The organism is Leifsonia sp. YAF41, from assembly GCF_052113185.1.
Lineage (GTDB): Bacteria > Actinomycetota > Actinomycetes > Actinomycetales > Microbacteriaceae > Cryobacterium.
In genome coordinates this window covers 104,801-126,335 of sequence record NZ_JBFRCS010000004.1, presented here as the reverse complement: position 1 = coordinate 126,335, position 21,535 = coordinate 104,801, and the positions used below count along the sequence as shown (strand labels likewise).

General features: G+C 63.9%; 20 protein-coding genes. 7 read left to right on the top strand and 13 right to left on the bottom strand.

The features are described from left to right. Window positions 1-8: 8 nt before the first annotated feature. Window positions 9-2,006 (bottom strand): N-6 DNA methylase, encoded by a 1,998-nt coding sequence (locus AB4Y63_RS05470; protein ID WP_441790031.1) that lies wholly within the window; start codon window positions 2,004-2,006, stop codon window positions 9-11. Next, window positions 2,003-2,455: a hypothetical protein gene (locus AB4Y63_RS05465; protein ID WP_441790030.1), complete on the bottom strand. Its 453-nt coding sequence runs from the start codon at window positions 2,453-2,455 to the stop codon at window positions 2,003-2,005. The genes AB4Y63_RS05470 and AB4Y63_RS05465 overlap by 4 nt, the downstream gene beginning before the upstream one ends. Before the next feature lie 839 nt (window positions 2,456-3,294). Here AB4Y63_RS05465 and AB4Y63_RS05460 point away from each other — a divergent pair. Then, entirely contained in the window at window positions 3,295-5,772 is a 2,478-nt protein-coding gene (locus AB4Y63_RS05460) for a GmrSD restriction endonuclease domain-containing protein (protein WP_441790127.1), read from the top strand. A 113-nt stretch (window positions 5,773-5,885) separates the two neighbouring features. Here the strand turns inward: AB4Y63_RS05460 and AB4Y63_RS05455 are convergent, their stop codons facing one another. The 5 genes from AB4Y63_RS05455 to AB4Y63_RS05435 all read right to left on the bottom strand — a co-directional run bounded on the left by AB4Y63_RS05455 (window position 5,886) and on the right by AB4Y63_RS05435 (window position 10,507). Continuing rightward, complete coding sequence (locus AB4Y63_RS05455) at window positions 5,886-7,400, bottom strand: FAD-dependent oxidoreductase (protein WP_441790029.1); 1,515 nt, start codon at window positions 7,398-7,400, stop codon at window positions 5,886-5,888. A 73-nt stretch (window positions 7,401-7,473) separates the two neighbouring features. After that, on the bottom strand, window positions 7,474-7,839 hold the full coding sequence (locus tag AB4Y63_RS05450) for a (2Fe-2S)-binding protein (RefSeq protein WP_441790028.1): 366 nt from the start codon (window positions 7,837-7,839) through the stop codon (window positions 7,474-7,476). Beyond that, complete coding sequence (locus AB4Y63_RS05445) at window positions 7,832-9,031, bottom strand: NAD(P)/FAD-dependent oxidoreductase (protein ID WP_441790027.1); 1,200 nt, start codon at window positions 9,029-9,031, stop codon at window positions 7,832-7,834. The genes AB4Y63_RS05450 and AB4Y63_RS05445 overlap by 8 nt, the downstream gene beginning before the upstream one ends. Next, window positions 9,031-9,960 carry a dihydrodipicolinate synthase family protein gene (locus tag AB4Y63_RS05440; protein ID WP_441790026.1) on the bottom strand — a complete coding sequence of 310 codons (930 nt, stop codon included), beginning with the start codon at window positions 9,958-9,960 and terminating at the stop codon, window positions 9,031-9,033. The genes AB4Y63_RS05445 and AB4Y63_RS05440 overlap by 1 nt, the downstream gene beginning before the upstream one ends. Window positions 9,961-9,970: 10 nt before the next feature. Then, entirely contained in the window at window positions 9,971-10,507 is a 537-nt protein-coding gene (locus AB4Y63_RS05435; RefSeq protein ID WP_441790025.1) for a helix-turn-helix domain-containing protein, read from the bottom strand. Window positions 10,508-10,825: 318 nt separating this feature from the next. Here AB4Y63_RS05435 and AB4Y63_RS05430 point away from each other — a divergent pair, with 318 nt between their 5' ends. The 6 genes from AB4Y63_RS05430 to AB4Y63_RS05405 all read left to right on the top strand — a co-directional run bounded on the left by AB4Y63_RS05430 (window position 10,826) and on the right by AB4Y63_RS05405 (window position 17,447). Beyond that, complete coding sequence (locus tag AB4Y63_RS05430) at window positions 10,826-12,262, top strand: Na+/H+ antiporter NhaC family protein (protein WP_441790024.1); 1,437 nt, start codon at window positions 10,826-10,828, stop codon at window positions 12,260-12,262. A 134-nt stretch (window positions 12,263-12,396) separates the two neighbouring features. Beyond that, the gene (locus AB4Y63_RS05425) at window positions 12,397-12,777 is read left to right on the top strand and encodes a hypothetical protein (protein WP_441790023.1); all 381 of its coding nucleotides are present in this window, start codon (window positions 12,397-12,399) and stop codon (window positions 12,775-12,777) included. Between the two features lie 150 nt (window positions 12,778-12,927). Then, entirely contained in the window at window positions 12,928-13,647 is a 720-nt protein-coding gene (locus AB4Y63_RS05420) for a hemerythrin domain-containing protein (RefSeq protein ID WP_441790022.1), read from the top strand. Window positions 13,648-14,101: 454 nt separating this feature from the next. Continuing rightward, entirely contained in the window at window positions 14,102-15,907 is a 1,806-nt protein-coding gene (locus AB4Y63_RS05415; RefSeq protein WP_441790021.1) for a SulP family inorganic anion transporter, read from the top strand. 312 nt (window positions 15,908-16,219) lie between these two features. Next, on the top strand, window positions 16,220-16,687 hold the full coding sequence (locus AB4Y63_RS05410) for a hypothetical protein (RefSeq protein ID WP_441790020.1): 468 nt from the start codon (window positions 16,220-16,222) through the stop codon (window positions 16,685-16,687). 103 nt (window positions 16,688-16,790) lie between these two features. After that, window positions 16,791-17,447 carry a TMEM175 family protein gene (locus tag AB4Y63_RS05405; RefSeq protein WP_441790019.1) on the top strand — a complete coding sequence of 219 codons (657 nt, stop codon included), beginning with the start codon at window positions 16,791-16,793 and terminating at the stop codon, window positions 17,445-17,447. A 164-nt stretch (window positions 17,448-17,611) separates the two neighbouring features. Here AB4Y63_RS05405 and msrA read toward each other — a convergent pair whose 3' ends face one another. The 6 genes from msrA to AB4Y63_RS05375 form a co-directional block, all read right to left on the bottom strand. Beyond that, window positions 17,612-18,136, bottom strand: coding sequence for a peptide-methionine (S)-S-oxide reductase MsrA (msrA, locus tag AB4Y63_RS05400; protein WP_441790018.1), 525 nt, complete (start codon window positions 18,134-18,136; stop codon window positions 17,612-17,614). Continuing rightward, window positions 18,133-18,657, bottom strand: coding sequence for a peptide-methionine (R)-S-oxide reductase MsrB (msrB, locus tag AB4Y63_RS05395; protein ID WP_441790017.1), 525 nt, complete (start codon window positions 18,655-18,657; stop codon window positions 18,133-18,135). Before msrB ends, msrA begins: the two co-directional genes overlap by 4 nt. A gap of 238 nt (window positions 18,658-18,895) precedes the next feature. After that, window positions 18,896-19,186 (bottom strand): DUF4287 domain-containing protein, encoded by a 291-nt coding sequence (locus tag AB4Y63_RS05390; RefSeq protein ID WP_441790016.1) that lies wholly within the window; start codon window positions 19,184-19,186, stop codon window positions 18,896-18,898. Window positions 19,187-19,263: 77 nt separating this feature from the next. Beyond that, complete coding sequence (locus tag AB4Y63_RS05385) at window positions 19,264-19,839, bottom strand: hypothetical protein (RefSeq protein ID WP_441790015.1); 576 nt, start codon at window positions 19,837-19,839, stop codon at window positions 19,264-19,266. Between the two features lie 48 nt (window positions 19,840-19,887). Continuing rightward, entirely contained in the window at window positions 19,888-20,331 is a 444-nt protein-coding gene (locus AB4Y63_RS05380) for a DUF1294 domain-containing protein (RefSeq protein ID WP_441790014.1), read from the bottom strand. A gap of 334 nt (window positions 20,332-20,665) precedes the next feature. Then, window positions 20,666-21,352, bottom strand: a complete 687-nt coding sequence (locus tag AB4Y63_RS05375; RefSeq protein WP_441790013.1) for a DedA family protein — start codon at window positions 21,350-21,352, stop codon at window positions 20,666-20,668. Window positions 21,353-21,535 lie beyond the last annotated feature (183 nt).

Below are 21,535 nucleotides of genomic sequence, written 5' to 3'. Positions count from 1 at the left end.
CTGAGGCGTCATGATTGCCCCTGGTGCGCAATTGAAAGGTATCCGGCAGCAGCGACATCGATGAGCGTCCGCTGCACCGTAGCGAGCTGACCCGCAAGGGTGGCTGCTCGCTCTTCCGCCCCGCGGAGCGCCCGCAATGTCTCTGTGATCTCGCGCTGCTGTGCAATGGGAATGAGCGGGATTGGCACCAGGTCCACGTTTCGCCTGGATATTGTGGTGCCCGTGTTGAACGCGCCGGCCTGTGTGCTCGTCAGCAGTGCTGCGACATACTCGGGAAGAAGTTCGTCAGTGTCGAGTCGGTAAGCACCTACACCTCGGCCGAGCACCCATGCGTCGCTGTTCGTCCAGACCTTGATCTGCGAATTCTCGCCGACCTCTCCGTAGAGTATGTCTCCGTAACGGAGTTCCTCGCCAACGGCTGTATTCGGAACCCGCCCGGCCGCGTCAGAGTTGAATCCTTCGCGCAGTTCTCGAGTCGTGATCACGGGCAACGACTCGACGTGAGCGAGTTCGCCAGCGGGTCGCGAATCACTCACTTGGCGAAGTCGTCGAGCCATCTTTCGATCTCGAAGTTCTCGCAGAGAAATGGCCCGAATCGGCGGCTCGGCAAAGTCAGGCACCGCGACGTTCAGACGAGTGTCGCCCAGCACGCGCGCTTCTCGTTCGATGTCTTCGAGCATGATCTTGGCCCGACGTATGTCGGTCAGCGCCTCGCGCTCCGCGTACTGGGTGGCCGTCCAACGCGTCGGGTTGAGCACTGACTCTGCGCGGAGCAGCTCCAGTCGACTGACGTCGGCGCAGTCGAACTCGGCCGCTGGAATAGACAAGTCCAAATCAAGCGCATTTCCAAGTAACCCGACAAGCTCCTCAGGGCGAACGCGCCCTGCATCCACGAATCGAACCGTGGAAGATGGGGTTCCTGTTGGCGTTCCGAGGACCCAAATATTCGAGCGAACCGTACTGCGCGGGGCAAGCGCGCCTTCGAGCCCGATGACGGCCAGTATTGCGCCCGAAGATACGAGTTCATCGCGAAATTGTCGATCTCGTGGGCTGAAAGCAGCGGACCCGATGACATGAACCACTGCCGTGCCTCCCCCACGGAGATGCGAGAGCGCGATCTGCACCCAGAGACCGTCACCGGAGGCGGAACCGTGGGCGAAGGCAGCGAATCGTGGGTCATCCCGCAGCTCCTTTCCGAGATTCCTCAATCCGAATGGCGGGTCGAGGAGCACTACCTCCGCCTTCGGAAGCGGGAAAGGCGGGTCGCCGACAATATCTCGCATCTCAACAGTGACATCGGCTCCCGCGAGCATCGCACGAAGCCTCAGGATGCGAAGTGCGGCCGAGTTGATGTCGAATGCCGTAGCGGAGGTGGCCCCCAGCGAACGCAAGCCCGTGAGTAACAAGGTTCCTATCCCGGCTGCCGGGTCGATGATAGACGAGGCCGAGGCCGCCACTTGAACTGCCATGAAGCCGGCGAGCCACACCGGCGTCTGGTGATCTTCGCGCCCGAGCCCCTTTGCTGCGACCTGTTGAAGAATTGCCTCGAAAAGGTCCGAGGGCTCCACTCCATTGATGATTGGCCGCGCTGCAGCGGTGAGTTCATCGACCACTGGACTGTCGAACAATGCGCCGTACACGCCCGCATATGGGTGCTTCGCCGTCCCGTACAAATTCTCGAATACGGCGATCGCCGCATCCAGATACTCTCGGGGAGCCACCGTTCCACGGAAGGCATTGAGTACCGCCGAAGCCCGTTCTGCAGTTGTACGGTCCGCGACTACCCGTGACGGGTCAAGGCGATCGGTACGGCGCCCCCACTCGAGCAACTCATTCCTCTTGAACAGAGGTCGCGCGCTCGTTCCTCCTGCCGGCTCGGGAAAACTGGGGTCGCGCCTCCGCCAGTTGCTCACCGTCGAGGGCTGGGCAAGCGCAGTCTCTGCAAGCCAGCTCAATGTTACGAGCTCGTCGTCGGTAAATGAACCCTGAGGGCTGTTGCTACTCATGCGGACATCCTGAAATTATCGTGGTGTGAACCAAAGTACCGAGTGGCGTGGCAGGCCATGCGGAGCCGGGGCGCGACATGTCCTGGGAGTCCCACCGCGGCAACGTGCATGTGCGCGGCGAGCCGAGCTGCCTCGAAGCTAAAGATCCCGTCGCCCGACCCAATGACAAGCCTGTCAAATCGAACATTAAGCGCTTCTTCACGCATAACTTCGAGTAGTTTTTTGTCTGCGCCGTCCGGGCCGCTGCCAAGGAGCAACCTGGCCGCGGGAAACGCTGCGGCGGCGGCGAAGGCGTTTCGGTGGCTCGTCGCAATGATGACGAGGTCTCCGCGGTGGAGCTCGGCTTCTTTCCGGTAACCCGCGGCCGCCCACCGCGCCGACGCGGGCGTCAGCGCAGAGTGTCCGGCGAGGTTCTCAATATCGATGAGATGAATCCCGCGATTGTTCATTTCTTTTCCCGCCTTTCATGTGAACTTCCCTGTGTGAACAACAGTACGATGCCCAGGTTCGCGTGTCAAGTCTGTGAAGTAAATATTGTGAACTTTATTTCTAGCTCCGTTCGGCCGACTCGAGAAGCCAAGTGTGGCAGGCAGCCCGGACGCCAACGTGGGTGCGTCGTTTCATCGATCGGATCGACATATCGCTCGAGCATCGATGGCAACGAGTTACGACGGAATTCACGCCCAAGCGGCCTCAAACGAGACAACGATTTCAGTGCAAATGGTGCGCAAAGCGCTCGGCACCAGATCAGTGAAGTCGCTGCTACGCCGGCCAGCGCTATGGATGCGGAGCGGGTTCAGAACGTCCTCATCCGCTAGGGAAGTATAGGTCGCCGGGAGTCGAGGGGCGACGTGCGCGCCCCGTCAAGGTTTGCCGAGTGCAGGACAGGGCTTCGGGCTGGAGTGCACCGATGCTGATGCACAAAACGGCAAGCAGATCGATCGCTAGGGGAAGATCGTGCGATCGGCTGCGCTTGATCGAGCGGTCGCCAGCGGCAGATCCTGAAAACACACCTTCGGCGAGCAGACACTTCCTTCGAGGCTTGCGATACCCGGGACCTCCACAATGCCGGCGGCGCACCGTTCGAAGGTCAATCCGCACTCGCCCTGATCGCCGCAGCCTCGATCGTCCCGTTTGCCGCAGGCCGCGCGGAACGAACGGTTGCCTCGCCGGACTCTTCGGCATCATGGTCGTCCGCTCTTGCCTTACGACTCGAGTCTTCTCCGCTTCCGACAAGAACGCCGATACTCTACTCACACGCAACCAGAAGTAGGGACTCAAATTGGACGTGCAGGAAACCCGAGTTCGACAGATCCTCGAGGGCGGAAAACAGTATCTCGTGCCCTTGTATCAGCGGCCTTACGCCTGGGAGCCGAAGCAACGAGACCGCCTGTGGGACGACATCCTGAAGCTGGCTGATGACCGCCAAACTGATCCGACAGCGTCACACTTCATGGGTTCGTTGGTGCTTGCGTTGGGTGATGTCGGGCCGAACGGACTCCAATTTCTGGTTGTCGACGGTCAGCAGCGCCTCACCACGCTGTCGATCCTGCTTTGCGCGCTCAGGGACTATGTGCGCGACCACAATCCTGGGCAGCCCATGCTCGCTGATCAGATCCACGAGCAGTACATTGCAGATCGGTACAAGTCAGGCGACGACCGACTCAAACTGCTGCCCACTCAAGCAGATCGCGACAATTTCCGAGCTGTTGTCGATCGTGCTAGTGGGGCTGACTCAAGATCTGGCGTGGGCGACGCCTACCGATTCTTTCGCCGACAGCTGGAGATTGCCGACGATCCCGACGACCCGCACGATATTCAGCGGATTCAAGATGCTGTGCTCGACGGATTGGCTTTCGTGTCAATCACAGCGAAGGATGCGGACAACGTCTACCGCATCTTTGAATCATTGAATAACACGGGCCTGCGGCTTACGCAAGGTGACTTGCTTCGGAACTACCTCTTTATGCGGCTCGGGCGTCGAGGTGAGGACGTCTACAACTCGTGGTGGCTACCGATGCAGCGACGCCTGAGTCCTTCCGATCTCGAGCTTCTGTTTTGGCTCGACGCTGTCGCAGATGCGCCAACTCTCAAACAAGCAGAGATCTACACATTTCAGCACGCTCGACTACAGAAGCTGACTGCCATTGAGATCGAGGCGGAGATTACTCGTTTTGAGGCTCTCTCGAAGCTCCTTATGTCCATGCGTGAGCCTGAGCTGGAGAAAGACATTTCAGTTCGTCTCCGACTTCAACGGCTCAAAGAGTGGGGTACCACGACAGTTGATCCGGTAATCCTCCGTTTGCTCGCGATGCGTGACCGAGATGAAGCGACCACTTTGGAAGTTTCCAAGGCGATGGCGATCATCGAATCGTTCCTCGTTCGCCGAGTTCTTGTTGGAGGACCAGGTGCAGGAATCAACCGAGTTCTCTTGCAAGCTGGGGCCGAGCTACGCCCAGGCGTCCCCGTTAATCGCACGATGATGGAGTACCTCGCGAGCGGCCGCAAACACTACGGAAGTGACGAGCGCGTGCGCAAGGCTGTGCTAGAGCAGCCTCTCTACCTTCACGGTCGGGCGAACCAGCAGAAGCTGATCCTTAAATGGCTGGATGAGTCCTTCGGTAGCAAAGAAGCGGTTGACGTGAGTAAGGCAACGATCGAACACGTACTGCCGCAGACGCTAACTCCGGGCTGGCGTGCAGCGCTGAATGAGTGTCTCGGTGAGGGGGAGACTGTCGACGAGGTTCATGAATCACTCGTGCACACCCTGGGCAATCTCACTCTGACGGCCTACAACTCTGAACTCAGTAACCGGGAGTTCTCTCACAAGCGTGATGAACTTCGATTGAGCGGCATCCGCCTCAACAGCATGATTGCGGACGAGGAAGTATGGGGACGTCAGCAGATCCTCGAGCGAGGTGTGGAGCTTGCAGAGCGCGCGATCTTGGAGTGGGAAGCGCCAGCGGAGGCTCTCGACCTAGTCGACACCGGGGTGCAGTGGTCAGTGGCGCACGAAGCGGTGATGGCGATACCGCCCGGAAGCTGGACTAGTTATGGCGACCTCGCCGCGCTCATCGGCACCCACCCGGTGCCGATGGGACAACATTTGGCGACCGTGTTCATTCCGGGAGGTTGGCGGGTACTGCAAGCTGCGGGCACAATTTCACCCGGCTTCCAGTGGATCGACCCAAAGGATCGCCGCGACGCAAAAGAAGTATTGGAATTAGAAGGACTGCGGTTCGATGCCATGGGTCGCGCCGAGCAATCGAGCCGACTGCACGCCTCGGCGCTGGCCGCAGCGATCGGCATCGGGGCAGCGGCCGACGAGGTGGTTGCTTCAACGGGGGACGAAGAACGATTTTTGTCGCAGTTGCGTGAAAACGTTGATGCCGCAGCTGTTCATGGAGTGATCGAACTTCTGCGCTCTTGGGAAGAACTCGGAGGGGAAGTCACCTTCGGAGTCGCCGATCAAGTGACTGCGTTTCTAATGGGACCAGAGATCCCGGGCCACAAGCGAGTGTGGCCCTTTGCCATCTATCCATCTGGCACTGTCGAGGTCGTGTTTCAACATATGGCTGCGCGTCATCCGTTCGATTCCGAAGGGTTGCGTGAGGAGTTCCGGACTCACCTTTTGGGAATCCGAGGCATTGAAATCACTGCGAACAAATTGATGAAACGACCGACCTTTCCCATCGAGATTCTGGGCTCGAAGAGCGCACGACAAGAGATTCAGCAGGCTTTGGAATGGTTCGTTGAACAGCTTTAGGCAGCCGATGCACGCTCGTTCGCGGGGTCACCGCGGGCGATGCGGCGCATGAAGAGTACGTCGGCGACTATCTGCCTTTCTCGATGTCTGCCAGTAGGTAGCGGCTTAAGTGCCTACTGATCGTCCAACACCATCAACGCACTCACCGGCACCGGCTTCACCGGCACATGCGCCGTGAAGCTGCCGACATCCGCCATCGAACGCCCGCGCTTTGCGGCCACCAACGAGGCAACTGTCGTCTCGCAATAGCGCCCCTGACACGGACCCATCCCACTTCGGCACTCCAGTTTGACGCCACTTGCCGACGAGAGATGCGGGTTGTGCGCGAGCACCGTCGACACGTCGTCCTGCGTCACCAGCTCGCAGCGGCAGACAATCGTCTCCGGCGTCGCAAGTGCGGCCAGGCCCTTGCGGTTCGGCGCGAACATGCGCTGCACGACCGTCGAGAACCTCTGCGCGTGGTGCACGTCTTTGCGGGCAGTATCCACGGCGCTCGTCAGGTCGTCAGAGGCCTGAGTCAGCGGCGCCGCTCGATCACCGGCACGAGCGCGGGCACGGGTACGAGCACGCCCGAACCCCAGCTCCTGCGCAATCGCCAGACCGGCCAGGTGTCCTTCCGCCCGCGACTGCTCCGCCCCGGCGACCCCGGTCGGCTCACCCGCCACATAGATGCCCGGGCTCGAAGTAGCCATGTTCTGATCATGCGCGACGATCCACCCGCCCTTGGCCGAGTTGTAGAGCATGGTGCAGCCGGCCTGCCGAGCAAGCTCGGTCGAGGCTTGAAAGCCGTAGCCGAGCACCAGGGTTGACGCCTGAACCGAGCGCGGGGCGCCCGTGACCTTCCAGTCTTTGTCGATGCGGGCGAGCGCGGCACCCTCGACACGGTCGGTGCCGAGCGCACTCGTGGCGATCGTGTTCGTGCTGATGCGCACTCCGGCCGCGAGCAGGCGGGCCACGGCCACGCCGGTCTCGGCGAACAGTCGCGTGTGTCCGGGCGCCGCGGGAAGGGCGCCGAACGCCTCACGAATCGAAGGGAGGCCGCGCGCGAACGCGATCTCCGCGATATCGGCCCCGGATGCGCGCAGCTGGTCGGCGACCACGAGGAGCAACGGATGCGACCCGGCCAACACCAGGCGCTCCGACACGAGCAGACGTTGACTCTTGATGAAGCCCTGAACGGCGCCAGCCATCATCACGCCGGGGAGCGTCCAGCCCGGAATCGCGACGGGCAGGTCGTAGGCACCGGTCGCGATCAGGAGGCGGCGCACGGGGAGGCGCTCGGCGCCGCCGGGTCCGCTGATCGCCAGCTGGATGCCCTCGGGGCTTGGGTCGGCGTTGCCTTGCAGGCTGCCCTCGGCGCGGTCGCGAAAGACGCCGAACGCGGTCGACTCGTGCTTCCAGGTGATGCCGGGTGCAGCATCCGCCTGCTCGAGTAGGTCGTACGCCCAGGGGTAGCCGGCCGAGAACTTGGGTTTGCTACCGACGAACTCGCGCGGCGGCTGGCGGAAGATCTGCCCGCCGGGGCGACGCTGCTCGTCGACGACGACGACACGGGCGCCCGCAGCAGATGCGGCGAGGGCGGCGGAAATGCCGGCCGGACCGGCGCCGACGATGGCGAGATCGAACATGGCCTGAGGCGATTCAGAGGGAGAGGACACAGCAGGAACCGACGCAGGAGACGACGTGATGTGATCAGACAACTCAGGCACCTCGGGACGATTCGACGTTCATGCCGTCGACGGCATATGTCAGGCAGGAGCGGGTGAGCGGAGCGCCATCGACCACGACGACACAGTCAAAACAGGTGCCCATGTTGCAGAGCGGCTGGCGGGGAGCGCCGGTGCGCGTGGTGCCGAATTCGGTGACACCGTCGGCGAGCAGCGCGGTGGCCAGGGTTTCACCATCGAAGCATGACACGGCGACGCCGTTGAACGTGATCTCGACGGGCACGCCGCGGTGGGCGTCCAGCCGGCGACTCGCAGGAGCAGCACCCGCCGACGAAGTACCACTCGCAGGCGTTGCACCTACCGACACGGCACCCTCGGTCACACGAACATCCTCAGACATGAACACCTCCATAGCGGCTCGGGTCGTAGGGGGAGAGATCCATGCTCGGCGGGCGCCCCTGCACCATTTCGCTGAGCACTCGGGCGAAGCTCGGCCCGAGCGTGAACGCCGAGCCACCCGTGGCCACGAACACGCCAGGGCAGCCCGGCACCGAACCAACCAGCGGCAGCTGGTCGGGCGTGACCGTGGTGGTGCCCACCCAGGTGCGGAGCGCCGGCAGCGCAGCGACGCGCGGAACCACACCGATCGCCGCACGCGCATTGCCGGCCACAGAAGCCCGCAGCAACTCCGGCCGAGAATTCAGATCGGGATTGCCCTGGCGATCAACCGGCAGCCGGGCCGGCCAGCCACCGCCGATCAGCACATTGCCGTCGAGCGACTGTTTGAGCGACAACTTGGCGCCGGCATGCTGCACCAGGTGCGGAATGAACTTCTCGGTCTTCAACGTGACCGTCATGGTGAGCGCCAGGGCGATCGTCGGCAGGCTCGCACCCAGCATCTCGCCGAGCTCCGTGGTCCACACGCCTCCGGCCAGAATGATGGCCTCCGTGCGGATCTCCGATTTGAGCAACGTGCCGTCGGGCGAAGTCGTCTCGACGCCGACCAGCCACGACGCACCCGCGCGCGTCATCGACACCACACGGGTGCGGGTGCGGATGTCTGCGCCGAGTCGCGCGGCACCCCGCGCCAGAGCAGGCCCCGCGGTGCGGGTGTCGGCCTTGCCCTCGATCGGGCAATAGGCCGCCGCGACGACGGAATCGGAGAGGTACGGCGCAATCTCACGCACCTCATCGCCACTCAGCAGCGTCACGTCGAGACCCCACGAGCGCTCCAGCTCGGACTTCTGCTCGAGCACGGCCGCCTGCGCGGCCGTCTCGGCGAGCATCAGCCCGCCCTTCTGCACGACGCCGAGGCTCTCGCCCAGCTCGTCGCCGAGGGAGGCCCAGAGCCGGGCCGCATCCAGGTGCAGGGGCATCGCCTCGGCGGCCTGCCGGGCGGCTTCGAGGCCGTGCTCGAGCATGCGGTATTCGAGTTGAAAGTGCAGACTGCCGGCATTCTGCCCGGAGGCATGCTGGTTGAGCTGGTCGCGCTCGAGCAGGGCCACGTCGACGCCGTCGCGGGCGAGCATCCAACTGAGCGCAGCGCCCAACAGCCCACCCCCGACGACGACGACGTCGCGGTGCTCAGTCATCACAGGGAAACGGTCTCGATGCCAAGGCTGTTCAGAGTCTCTTCGACGATGCTGACCTCGTCGACGGTGAGCTCGAGCAGCGGGTCGCGCACGAAACCGGCCGGCACACCCTGCAGACGCAGCGCGGTCTTCATGATCGCCTGGGCGTTGCCGAACTGGGCGCCGTAGTCCTGCGTGAACCAGCGCTGCATCACGACACGGTCGCGGGCGCCGAGCTCGAGGGCACGGGTCTTGTCGCCGGCGGCGAGGGCGCGCCAGAAGTCGGGGTGGTCGGAGCCGAGCGGAGCGCCCGATCCCATCAGGCCGTCGCCGTAACCGAGCTCGACCAGGTCGGCGCCGAGCGGGCTCGTCGGAATGCCGAAGTAGCGCACGCTGCCGCTGAGCGCGTAGAGACCGTCGAGAAACGCCTTGGTGTCGCCGGTGGAGTTCTTGATGGCCACGACGTTGTCGATCGCGGCCAGTTCGGTGAGCAGCTCGGTGTCGAGGTCGACGATGCAGCCGCGCGGCCAGTTATAGATGCAGATCGGGATGTCACTGGCGTCAGACACATCCTGGTAGAACTTGACGATCTCGCGGCGCGTGGGCACGACATAGGGCGGGGGAGTGATGAGGATTCCATCGAGGCCGGCCTTTTCAGCTGCGTGCGCGTGACGGATGGCTTCCTGCTGAGTGAACGCGTTGCATCCGCCGAGCACCCACATGGCTCCGTCAACATTCTTGGCGCCTTCGGTGAATAGCTGCGCGCGCTCGTCATCGTTGAGGGCAAACCACTCGCCGGTCGTGCCGCCGAGGATGACGCCGTGCATGCGCTGCTCCATGAGCCAGCCCAGCTGGGTCTCGAAGGCGCCGAAGTCGAGCGCACCCTCTTCATCAAATGGGGTGGTGATGGCCGGAATGTATCCGGTCCACTGAACTGAGTTGCGATCCACTCTGATCCTCCTAAGGCGTAGGCGGGTTCACCGCGAGGATGAACTCCACCGTGTGGTGTGTGGTGTTGCAGTAGCGGTGGGGTTGGCGCGAATCGATCGTGATCGCGTCACCGGCGACCACGTCGTGGGCGGCGTCGCCGACCATCACGGTGAGCACGCCGGTCAGTACATAGGCGCATTCGATGGCCACGTGCGACCACGGCTCGTCGCTCGACGACTCACCCGGCTCGAGCACACCGCGCAGAACGGCCAGCTGGGCGTTGCCCGGCATCAGGCGTTCATACTGGATGTGCCCCCTGGGTGAGGTGATCTTCGAGCGTTCGCCGGCGTGGCTGATATGCACGGCCGGCACGGCGTCCTCGTCGAAGAGCATCGCGACTGACTGGCCGAAGACATCGGCGACCAGGCGCAGCGACTTGAGGCTCGGTTCGGTGACCCCGCGCTCGATCTGACTGAGCAGGGTGGCCGACAGGCCGGTCTCCGCAGCGAGACTGCGCAGGCTCAGGCCACGTGCGGTTCTGAGCTCTCTCAATCTGGTTCCGATCATGACGACACTCTACACACATGCTGCACACTCATGTGCACTCTAACTGCACGAAAACGGACAGCGGATAGCATCGGAAAGGCCGGAAAGACGCGCCTGACGACGCAAAACTGCTCAAAAATGGCCGAACTTAAGGGTTCGCGAGCGCAGTCGCTCGATGAGCTCAAGAATAAACGATGTGCAGTTGTATTGCATTTTCTATTCGACTTGTGGATACTGAGTGCACACTCCTGGCTATTGTCGCTCGGAGCTCACAGTGCAGTGACGAGAGGAACTTGTATGACCCAGCACCCGCGCCTGACCTTCCGAGGAGGGTGGCTGATGGCATTCGTGCCCATCGCCGTCTTCCTCTCGCTCTGTGTTCTGTTCTTCGTCGTCTTCAAGGCGTTCGACATGACCGCCCTCGCGATGAGCGGCATCGTTGCCCTGCTGATCGGTGCCGTCTTCGCCCGCAACTACGGTGCATTCTGGGACGCGGTGATGCGCGGGATCGGCAGCCCGACGTCGGTCTCGATCGTCGTCATCCTGCTCGTGATCGGCATGTTCTCGGCGCTCGTCAAGGCCACGAACGTCTCGGGCGGATTCGTCTGGATCGGCACGACCTTGGGCATCGGCGGTGCAGGCTTCACCCTGTTCGCGTTCGTCACGGTCTGTGTCGTCGCGATGTCCACAGGGTCGTCGATCGGCACCATGTTCACCGCATTCCCGATCTTCTACCCGGCCGGTGTTCTACTCGGTGCCGACCCGGCACTGCTCGCCGGTGCCATCCTCTCCGGCGCAATCTTCGGTGACAACCTGGCCCCGATCAGCGACACCACGATCATCTCGTCATCGACCCAGCGCTTTCGTCGCAAGGAAGGCGTCGCCGATATCTCCGGTGTTGTCTCCTCCCGCGCCCGCTACGCACTGCTGGCCGCCGGCATCAGCGCGATTCTCTTCCTGATCTTCGGTGGCGGCGGCGAAGCGCAGGGCGGCGCATCCGCCATTCTCGACGCCAGCTCCAACCCGATCGCCCTCGTCATGCTCATCCCGATCGCGATCATGCTGATCGTGGCTTTCCTCACCCGCGACATCTTCAAGGCGGTGACGGTGGGTCTCGTGCTCGGCACGATCACCGGGCTGCTCGCCGGCTTGATTGTGCCGGCCGACATACTCGGTGTGACGGATGGCGCACCCACCGGATTCCTCGTCGGTGGTGTTGCGAGCATGCTCGGCACGGTTGCGCTCGTCATCTCGGTCTTCGGAATCATGGGCGTGCTCACCGCCGCTGGCGTACTGGACCGGGTCGTCGACGCACTGGTGCGCGGCAAGCTGGCCCGCACCCCGCGCGGTGCGGAGGCGGCGATCGCCATCGGGTCGAGCGTGACGACGCTGCTGTTCGGTGGGGTGAACTCGGCGTCGATGATGACCTTCGGCCCGGTCGCCGACGAGATCGGCTCGCGGATGAACCTGCACCCCTACCGCCGCTCGAACATCATGGACTGCTTCGCGATGGGTGTCGCGTGTGTGGTGCCGTTCCTGAGCGCGTTCCTCTTTATTGCGGCTCTGCTCACGAGCGGTTACGACGGGGTGCCGGCGCTCAGCACCACGCAGATCTTCGCTGGAACGCTCTACCCGCTGGTACTCACGGCGGTGATGATCTTCGCGATCCTCACCGGCTGGGGGCGTCGCTTCGAAGGGCCGGACAGCGCAGTGTCGCGAACCCGCGACTTGTCGCAGCCCGGTGTCGAGCCGGAGCTCGCCGAGGCGTCGCGCTAGCTCGAGCGTTTCTTTCACAGGGGCATTCGTCGGTGATCCGGCGGGTGCCCCTGTGGCGTATCCAATTGGGAACACGGATGCCAGGCGCGGTCGCTGGCGCAGTCGCTGGCCAGGTGTTCCCTAGGATGAGGCCCATGACATCCGTTGCCGCCGTGCTCATCTGCATCATCCTGGGACTCCTCACTGTCTTCCAGATTCTGCTGATCGCCGGTTTGCCGTTGGGACGGTTCGCCTGGGGCGGCCAGAACGAGGTACTCCCCACCCGGTTGCGCATCGGCTGTGCCGTCTCCGTCGTGCTCTACGTACTGTTCGCACTGATCGTGCTTGAAGCAGCTGGGCTGACGTCGCTCATCCAGAGCGAGACATTCGTCACCGTCGCGATGTGGGTGCTCACCGGTTACTTCGCGCTCGGCGTGCTCATGAACGGGATCTCCCGCAGCAAACCCGAACGCAACCTGATGACGCCGGTGAGCGTGGTTCTCGCCGGGCTGTGTCTCGTTGTGGCGATGGGGTAGCGCGCGAGAAGTGGGAGTTCAAGGGTGCCGACGAGTGCACTCAGATCGGCTCGCGTGATCTCGACAGGCTCGATCACCGGCCGTACCCTTGTCAGTCGCGCAGCACACGAATAGGGTTCCAGCGCCAGCTTTCTGACGATCGGAGCCCCCATGCCAGCACATGCACTTCCTTCCAGCGGCGCCAGCCCCGAGGATGGCACCGGCGGCTCCGGCACCGGGGCGAGCGGCGTCAAGACCTGTGACGCGAGCGGCATGGCCGAGATCCACCGGATGTTCCGGGCCGGGTTCGCCGAAGGCCCGACGCTTGTTCGCGGGGTCGCCGAGGGTGATGCGGCACACGCCGAGAACGTCGGTGACTACCTCTCGATGCTCTCGATCGCGCTGCACGCTCACCACGAAGGCGAGGACACGATGCTGTGGGACCGCCTCGAAGGCCGCGCCCCTTCGTGCGCGGTGCATGTCGCGCGGATGAAGCAGCAGCACGCCGAGATGCTCGTGCACCTCAAGGAGCTCGACGCGAGCCTGCCGGCCTGGCGCGCGAGCGGGCGGGCCGCGGAGGCACCATCCGTCGCCGCCGCGCTCGACGGGATCAATGCGGCGCTCGCCGTGCACCTTCCCGATGAGGAGACCAACATCGTGCCCGTCATGGAGACGGTGCTCGCGCCGGCGGATGTCGACGCCCTCTCCGAACACGGTCGCCACGCGACGCCCAAGGGCAAGACGTTCATTCAGCTCGGCGCGATCCTCGCCGCGCAGCCGGATGGCGGCGTTGAGTGGCAGCACAAGCACCTGCCTGCGCCGGCTCGGATGATCTGGCGCCTCGTCGGCAAGTCGAAGTATGAGAAGTATCGGGCGGCGCTGGTGAAGTAGGTGGGCACGAGGAGCGCCTGCTCAAGCGGTCGGTATTGTCGTTTTGCCGAGATTCGTCCACTTTGACACCCAAATAGACGATTGCGACGTCAGATGCCAGGTGCCTGAGATACACGATGAACAGGGATAGATCCCGACGGGGATCTTGCGATCTCGATCATGATGCTTCAAGCGAATCGCACGCAGCGCTTGCGTGGCAGCGCTTCGGCTGGAGTAAGCAATTTTGTAGCAAGTGGAAGATGGCAAGTCGCACCCTTTGTAAGGGGTGCGCTGCGGCTCATACCGCCCATCACCTGAGCGCCCGGCCTGATAGCCGGCGCCCGTGTCCACCTCATGGTGGGACTGCGCGATCAATCTAGCAGCATGCAGGCGACGAGTGCCAACAAGAGAACCTGCCCGTGTAGCCGGTGCAGACGAACCAGACAGTAACCAAGGTCGGGACTACTTTGAGGGCATGCCCACCGGCCGCACCCGCAGCGTCGCCCTCAGCCTGATCCCGGGTCTCGACACCGCCCTGCACTACCAGCGCGCGTGGCTGGTGCCCGATCTGCGCTCCGGCGTCGTGCTCAGCTTCCTGCTAATCCCGGCTGGGATGGGTTACGCGGAGGCCTCCGGGCTGCCGGCCTACACCGGCCTGTACGCCACGATCGTGCCGCTGCTCGTCTACGCCGTGTTCGGCCCGTCGCGCATCCTCGTGCTCGGACCCGACTCCGCACTCGCCCCGATCATCGCCGCCTCGATCCTGCCGCTCGCCGCCGGCAGTACCGAACGGGCGGTCGCCCTCGCCGGACTCCTCGGCATCCTGGTCGGCCTCGCCCTGCTCATCGCCGGCCTGCTGCGACTCGGATTCGTCACCGACCTGCTCTCCAAACCGATCCGGGTCGGCTATCTCAACGCCATCGCCCTGCTCGTGATCATCTCGCAGATCCCCAAACTGCTCGGCTTCTCTGTCGACGCGGCCGGCCCGATCCAGGAGATCGGCGCGATCGGGCAGAGCATCGCGGCGGGGAGCATCGACCCTGCCGCGATGCTGTTCGGACTCGCCTCCCTCGCCGTCATCATCGGGTTGCGTTTCGTGCTCGGCGGTCGGATCCCCGGTGTGCTCGTCGCGGTGGTCGCATCCGTCGTGGTCACGGCGATCTTCTCGCTGCAAAACGTGGTGCCGGTTGTCGGTGTCATGCCGCAGGGGCTCCCGGCGCCGGCACTCGGCGGCCTCGTCTGGGCCGACGTGGGCTCGCTGCTCGGGCCGGCGCTCGGCATCGCGCTCATCGCCTTCGCTGACACCGGTGTTCTGTCCCGCACGCTCGCCGCGCGCCGCGGCGACACCGTGAACGGCAGCCAGGAGATGGCCGGCCTCGGCCTCGCCAATATCGGGGGCGGATTCCTCGGCGGGTTTCCGGTCTCCGCCTCCGCTTCGCGTACGCCCGTCGCTGAGCAGGCCGGCGCGCGGTCCCAGCTGGCGAATGTCGTCGGCGCGCTAGTTCTTGTACTTTTCATGCTCCTGGCCCCCGGCGTCACCGGCTATCTGCCGTCGGCGACCCTCGGCGCCGTGGTCATGGTCGCCGCGGCGGGCCTGCTCGACATCTCGGGCTTGGCGCGATTGTGGCGATTCGACAAAACGGACGCCCTGCTCTCGATCGCCGCGTTCCTCGGCGTTTTTCTGGTGGGCGTTTTGCAGGGCATCCTCGTGGCGATCGGACTCTCGTTTATCGCGTTCGTGATCCGCGCGTGGCGCCCCTACAAGGCCGAGCTCGGGCGCATCGAAGGTGTGCGCGGATACCACGACCGTTTCCGGCATCCGGATGCCGAGCGTGTGCCCGGCATCGTGATCGTGCGTTTCGACGCCCCGCTTTTCTTTGCCAACGGAGGCATCTTCGACGACTACGTGCGCTCGGTAGTTCGGCGGGCGGAGAAGGAGGCGCAGGCCGGAGGCAGGGGCACGGGCGCCGACGCCGGCGAGTCTTCTCGCGCAGGCGGTCCCGGCCACGCGGGCACGCCCATCCATACCGTCATCGTCGCTGCCGAACCCATCACCGACATCGACACGACTGCGATCGACGAGCTGCTTGACCTCGACGAGTACCTCGCCTCCCGGGGGATGACGCTCATCCTCGCGGAGATGAAAGGGCCGGTGAAAGACCAGCTGCAGGCCTTCGGTCTCGGCGACCGGTTCCCGCCAGAGCGGTTCGCGCCGACCGTGGGCGCCGCCGTGGATGCCGCGAGCGGCGAGTTGCGCGACGACATCGGCGGGGCGATCTGAGCCTTCTCGGCCATCTCGGTAGTCGAGGGCGAGCGAGCGGAGCGAGCCCGTTTCTCGAGACCTCGCGAGCCACCCCTCAGACGTAACCATCCCGGTGGTCGAGCTTGTCGAGACCTCGCGAGCCACCCCTCAGACGTAACCATCCCGGTGGTCGAGCTTGTCGAGACCGCGCGAGCCACCCCTCAGACGTAACCCGACTCCAAAGATCATCTCGCGAGGTTTCGAGACGCGCGCTCCTGCGTCGCGTGCTCCTCGACCACCGATGTGTTCGCACCCAAGACTTGTGTCGGTCGTGCGCGCGAGCATTGCCGCATGAAAACTCAACGACCCACAATTGACCCCATCCTCCGGCAATTCTTCGACGATTCAGTCGCCAACAAAAGCGGCCTAGCCCGGTCCCGAATCGAGCTTGTCGAGCGTCGGCTCCGGGAATGCCTGGAATCAGAGGCAGAGCGGATTCTCGTCAGCGACGACAAAGAAATCCTCGCTGCTGAACGCCAGTTTGCCTGGGAAGGAGCCGTCGCCCGCACGATGCACGCCGACGACCTGATCTTCATCCTGATGTTGTTCGTGCGAGATCCCTGGCTCCCCGACAATCCGGTGCAGCGTGCCACGCAACTGCGGTTGACGGAATACCTCACTGCGCAGGTGCTGACGGCTCGCCTCATCGATCAAGAACAGATGAGCTGCCAGCTCATCGACCTCCGGGTAGGGATCGACCGGGAGAAGGCGGCGCTCCGACGCATTCGTCGAGACGAGCGTCAAGCGAATTCGAGCTGAGGGCGCCGGCCGATCTCTCTCGAGAGGCGGGCGGTACTTCGCCCTTGGGTTACTGGTCGCGTGGCGTCTGGCTGCAGCGGAGCGATCACGCGATACTGAGCGCATGCCAACGACGCGAGGCCTCGACCGAGTTGTCTTCTTCACGGATGCCGTGGCCGCCATCGCGATCACCCTGCTCATTCTGCCGCTCGTCGATTCCGTGACGGGCGCCGCACAGCAGGGAATCAGCGTTGATCAATTCTTGCGAGACAACCTCGACGGGCTCGCCGCGTTCGCCTTGAGTTTCGCCGTGATCGCCCGCCTGTGGATCACCAACCATTCGATCTTCGAACACGTCAAGTCCTACACCGGCGGGCTTCTCATCATCAACCTGGCCTGGGCGTTCACGGTGGTGTTTCTGCCCCTTCCGACCGAGATCATCTCCCAATTCCCCACAAGCAAGACCTCCGTCGCCCTCTACATCGGCACGATGGCCCTCAGTAGCCTGTTGCTGACCGCGATGACCCTCATGATTCGCGGCAACTCGCAGCTCGAACTCGAAAGCAATCCGGTCGAGAATCGCAAGGTGTTTGCCAGCATCACGGCGACGACGCTCTTTCTCGTGGCGTTGCTTCTCGGCACATTCGTGCCCGCGATCAACTTCTTGGCGCTGCTCGTCTTGTTCCTCGGCTGGCCGCTGCAGGTACTTTACGAGCGCAGAGCGCATGCTCGAGGCGCGCGCCCGAGCGCTCGCCGGGATGCGCATCCGCCCCAGTCCTAGCCCCCCAACGCAAGACGCCCCGGCGATCTCACGATCGACCGGGGCGTTCGGCCTAGCCACCCTTGAACGCGAACAACGTTCAAAGGTCGGCTTACGGGGTTTCGAGACGCGGCCGACTACGTCGGGCGCTCCTCAACCACCGAGGTGGCGGTCACACCAAGGCGCTACGCGACCGACTCCGCCGCATCCCGCTTCGGCAACACCCAACCGGGACGCGCGAAGTGGCAGGTGTAGCCGTTCGGGTACTTCTCGAGGTAGTCCTGGTGCTCAGGCTCGGCCTCCCAGAACGGGCCGGCCGGCGCGATCTCCGTGACGACCTTTCCCGGCCAGAGGCCTGACGCGTCGACGTCGGCGATGGTGTCGCGCGCGATCGCATCCTGCTCGGGGCTTGTCGGGAAGATCGCTGACCGGTAGCTCGAACCGATGTCGTTGCCCTGCCGGTCGCGCGTGGTCGGGTCGTGCACCTGGAAGAAGAACTCGAGCAGCTCGCGGTAGCTCGTCTGCGTCGGGTCGAAGACGATCTCAATCGCCTCGGCGTGCGTGCCGTGGTGACGATAAGTCGCGTTCGGCACGTCGCCACCCGAGTAGCCGACCCGTGTCGAGATCACGCCCGGGCGCTTGCGAATGAGATCCTGCATGCCCCAGAAACATCCGCCGGCGAGAATAGCGGTTTCGGTCACGGTGCTCATGATTCGTTCTCCTTCGAGAGATTGGGCATGGTGGGTGGTGTGGCAGCGGATGCCGGGGTGCCAGCCCCGGGGGATGCCGCAGGGAACAGCGAACGGTAACGTTCGTACCCCTGCGCTTCCAGCTCGGAGACCGGCACGAAGCGCAATGCCGCTGAATTCATACAGTAACGCAGCCCGCCGGCATCCGCCGGGCCGTCGTCGAAGACGTGCCCGAGGTGGCTGTTCGCGCCCGACGACCGCACCTCGGTGCGCTTCATGAACAGTGAGTGGTCGGTTTTCGACGTGACGGCATCCGGTTCGATCGGCCTAGTGAAGCTCGGCCAGCCCGACCGGCTGTCGTACTTATCGGTGGAGGCGAACAGCGGCTGCCCCGAGACGACATCCACATAGATGCCGGGCTCGTGGTTGTTCCAGTACTCGTTGCGGAAGGCGGGCTCGGTGCCCTCCTCCTGCGTGACCCGGTACTGGTCGGGCGTGAGGCGGGCGAGCGCCTCGGGAGTCTTGCGGTACTCGTCTGACACGTCATTCCTCCTTCTCGGCGTCGCTGGCTGCGGCGCCTGGTGACACCTTCTGTTCGGAGTCACTGGAGAGAACGGATGGGAGACGGATGCTGTTCCCGGTTGGCTGGGAGCGGGCTGTGGGTTTTTGATAGCCCTGGCCTAGCGGCCGTGGCCAAACCTTCGTTGGTCGAGCTTGTCGAGACCTCGCGAAGTTTTGGTAGCCGGGGCTTGGCAGCCGTGGCTCAAGCAGCCGCGGGCCTTAGACCGGGCGGCTCTGCTTGCCGTCGAGCCAGAGGGTGTCGGAATCATCGCTGTGCGTGGTGCCGGTTCCCACGTGCTTGGCGTCGATCTTTTCGCCCTTTTTGATCACGTGCACCAACGCCATCGCGTGACCGCGGCCGAGGTCGTAGTCGGCCTTCAGCCAGTCGACGATCACCCCGGCTTTTGTGGACGGATCGTCGAAGCCCTTGTCGTGAGCGAGGGCGATGAACTGGCGAGGGGTCAGCCCGGTCTTGTCTTCAATGTTGTCGAGGTACGCCTGAAATGACATCTGTGCTCCATCGCAGAAGGTGTGTGTGGTCTGTGCGATGTTAGCGAATCAGGTGGTTTCGATGCGAGAGAACCGCGCTACGGGATATCCGGACTCTGCAACTGAAGCGAGATCACGGGCGCCTTCGGGTCGCTCGTGTCGGCACCGACGATGACGAACCAGGAGGTGGCCGGGTCGGCGCTGCTGTTCAGTGCGGTGAGGGAGCTGGTGGCATCCGTCGAGGACTCGCGGCTGATCCAACCCGACGACACCAGTGACGCGGCCATTGAGGTGGCAGTCGCCGGCGCATCCGTCGTCGGAGTTGTTGTGATCGTGCGGATGATGGCGAAGTGGGGAGGACCAGTTCCGGTGTCGCGGAGTTGGCTGTGGTCGTCGACGTGCACGATGGCATCGGCGGGGATAAGCGCCTGGATGGCGTCGGCCAGGCGCACCGATTCGGTGGCGGCCGAGGCCTCGGTGATTGGATCAGGAACGATGGGGGTGAGTGCGGTCGGCGTGTGAGTAGCGGCCGGAGTCGGCGGTGTGGTGGGGCTCGCCGTCGACGATCCGGATGCGCCCGGCGAACCGGTCGCCGTGTCGCTCGTGCCGCCGGAGGTGCACGCCGTCAGGGCGAGCGTGCAGGCCAGCGCTACCGCGGCGATCACGAGTCTCATGATGAAAAGTCTAGGTGCGGTACCCGTGCGCCCGACCGGAGACGTCGGCTATGCCGGGAGCAATGAGAGGAGCGATGAGAGCAGTGGAGTGGTGAACAGTGCGAAGGCGACGACATTCACGATCACGCTGCCCCAGAAGGAGCGACGAAAGCTGCGCTTGATCGTCTTGTGCCGCAGCGTCTGCTGCGCGACGATCGCGCCCGGCCAACCGCCGATCACGCCGAGCGCGAGCAGGGTGCTTTCCGAGATGCGCTGGCGCCCCGCCTTGGCCGCGGACTTGTCGACCGCATAGACGATGAAGCACAGGATGCTGGCGCCCAGGTAGAGCAGAGCGACCCAGATCGGGAGTGGCCAGAGGAAGTTGACGACGACCGCGGCGACGACGAAGGCGAGGAGGGTGAGGTAGCTGGCGGTTCTGTTGCGGGTGCCGGGGCGGCCGTTGGCGCGAGCATTGCTTGTGCTGCCGGTTGGTCGCTTCGTGGGGGAAGGCATTGTCAGAGCGTATCGGGCGGGCATCCTCCCGGTGGTTGAGGAAGGTGCGAGCCTGCGAGCCCCTGTCTCGAAACCTCGCGAGTCGATCTCCGAACTGTGGTTGCGTCTGGACGTCGACCTGCGAGGTCTCGACAAGCTCGACCACCGAAACGCCGGTGATCGAGCCTGTCGAGATCGCGTGAGTCAACCCCCGAGCCGTGGTCGTGTCTGGAGATCGGCGCACAAAGTTTCGAGACGGCACTGGCGGGCCTCCTCAACCACCGAAACGCCGGTGATCGAGCCTGTCGAGATCGCGTGATTCAACCCCCGAACCTGGTTGCGTCCAAAGGTCGACCTACGAGGTCTCGACGAGCTCGACCAACGGCTCTTCGAGATCGACGGTGACGTCACAACTGCTCTCGCCCACCCGGCGCGCATCACGACGACGCGCGACCCATGTCAGAACAGCGTCGACGAGCAGCCCGAGCACGAAGGCGATCACGATCGCGGCGACGGCCCCGAGCACGGGATTGCTTTTCAGCCAGGTGCCCGCGAGCACTCCGATGAACACGGTGCACAGTGACCAACCGAGCGCCGAGAGAGCAGCCAACGGCAGGTAGCGACGCAGTGGAAAACCGGTTCCCCCCGCCGTCATGTTCACGACGACACGTCCGACCGGAACATATCGAGCAGTCAGCAAAAGTGTTGCGGCACGGCGGTCCAGGGCGGTGCGCGCTCGAGCGATGCCGGCCGTGATGCGGGGGCGTCGCATCCAGGTGAACCGATCGAGTCCGATGCGGCGGCCGATGAGATAGGCGAGTGAGTCGCCGATGACGGCGCCGACGGCGGTGACGAACACGAGCAGGATCAGGTTCGGCGCGTTGGTCGAGATGGCGAGGGCGCCGAGTGCGACGACGATCGATTCGCTGGGGATGGGCGGGAAGAATCCGTCGATGATCACCACAAGCAGCACGACCAGGTAGACCCACGGTGACGCGGCGAGAGCGATGACGAACTCGCTGAGTGACTCAAGGATGGGCATGCTTCAAGCGTAGAAAGCGGGCCGTGGGTGGCGCGTCGGTCCGAAGTGTCATCCTGATGAACAGTGGGTCAGCCTGCAGGATGAGGTTGGGTGCACAACAGCGGAGAATCGGCCCGAAACCACCGATTCTGGCCCGATTTCGCCTGAATGCTCGAAAATCTCCGCAGTTGCGAACGGGCCGAC

Coding starts and splice junctions, on each gene's coding strand:
- AB4Y63_RS05470 (WP_441790031.1), bottom strand. CDS start 2,006: ATGAGTAGCAACAGCCCTCAGGGTTCATTTACCGACGACGAGCTCGTA.
- AB4Y63_RS05465 (WP_441790030.1), bottom strand. CDS start 2,455: ATGAACAATCGCGGGATTCATCTCATCGATATTGAGAACCTCGCCGGA.
- AB4Y63_RS05455 (WP_441790029.1), bottom strand. CDS start 7,400: ATGTTCGATCTCGCCATCGTCGGCGCCGGTCCGGCCGGCATTTCCGCC.
- AB4Y63_RS05450 (WP_441790028.1), bottom strand. CDS start 7,839: ATGTCTGAGGATGTTCGTGTGACCGAGGGTGCCGTGTCGGTAGGTGCA.
- AB4Y63_RS05445 (WP_441790027.1), bottom strand. CDS start 9,031: ATGACTGAGCACCGCGACGTCGTCGTCGTCGGGGGTGGGCTGTTGGGC.
- AB4Y63_RS05435 (WP_441790025.1), bottom strand. CDS start 10,507: ATGATCGGAACCAGATTGAGAGAGCTCAGAACCGCACGTGGCCTGAGC.
- AB4Y63_RS05430 (WP_441790024.1), top strand. CDS start 10,826: ATGGCATTCGTGCCCATCGCCGTCTTCCTCTCGCTCTGTGTTCTGTTC.
- AB4Y63_RS05425 (WP_441790023.1), top strand. CDS start 12,397: ATGACATCCGTTGCCGCCGTGCTCATCTGCATCATCCTGGGACTCCTC.
- AB4Y63_RS05420 (WP_441790022.1), top strand. CDS start 12,928: ATGCCAGCACATGCACTTCCTTCCAGCGGCGCCAGCCCCGAGGATGGC.
- AB4Y63_RS05415 (WP_441790021.1), top strand. CDS start 14,102: ATGCCCACCGGCCGCACCCGCAGCGTCGCCCTCAGCCTGATCCCGGGT.
- AB4Y63_RS05410 (WP_441790020.1), top strand. CDS start 16,220: ATGAAAACTCAACGACCCACAATTGACCCCATCCTCCGGCAATTCTTC.
- AB4Y63_RS05405 (WP_441790019.1), top strand. CDS start 16,791: ATGCCAACGACGCGAGGCCTCGACCGAGTTGTCTTCTTCACGGATGCC.
- msrA (WP_441790018.1), bottom strand. CDS start 18,136: ATGAGCACCGTGACCGAAACCGCTATTCTCGCCGGCGGATGTTTCTGG.
- AB4Y63_RS05390 (WP_441790016.1), bottom strand. CDS start 19,186: ATGTCATTTCAGGCGTACCTCGACAACATTGAAGACAAGACCGGGCTG.
- AB4Y63_RS05385 (WP_441790015.1), bottom strand. CDS start 19,839: ATGAGACTCGTGATCGCCGCGGTAGCGCTGGCCTGCACGCTCGCCCTG.
- AB4Y63_RS05380 (WP_441790014.1), bottom strand. CDS start 20,331: ATGCCTTCCCCCACGAAGCGACCAACCGGCAGCACAAGCAATGCTCGC.
- AB4Y63_RS05375 (WP_441790013.1), bottom strand. CDS start 21,352: ATGCCCATCCTTGAGTCACTCAGCGAGTTCGTCATCGCTCTCGCCGCG.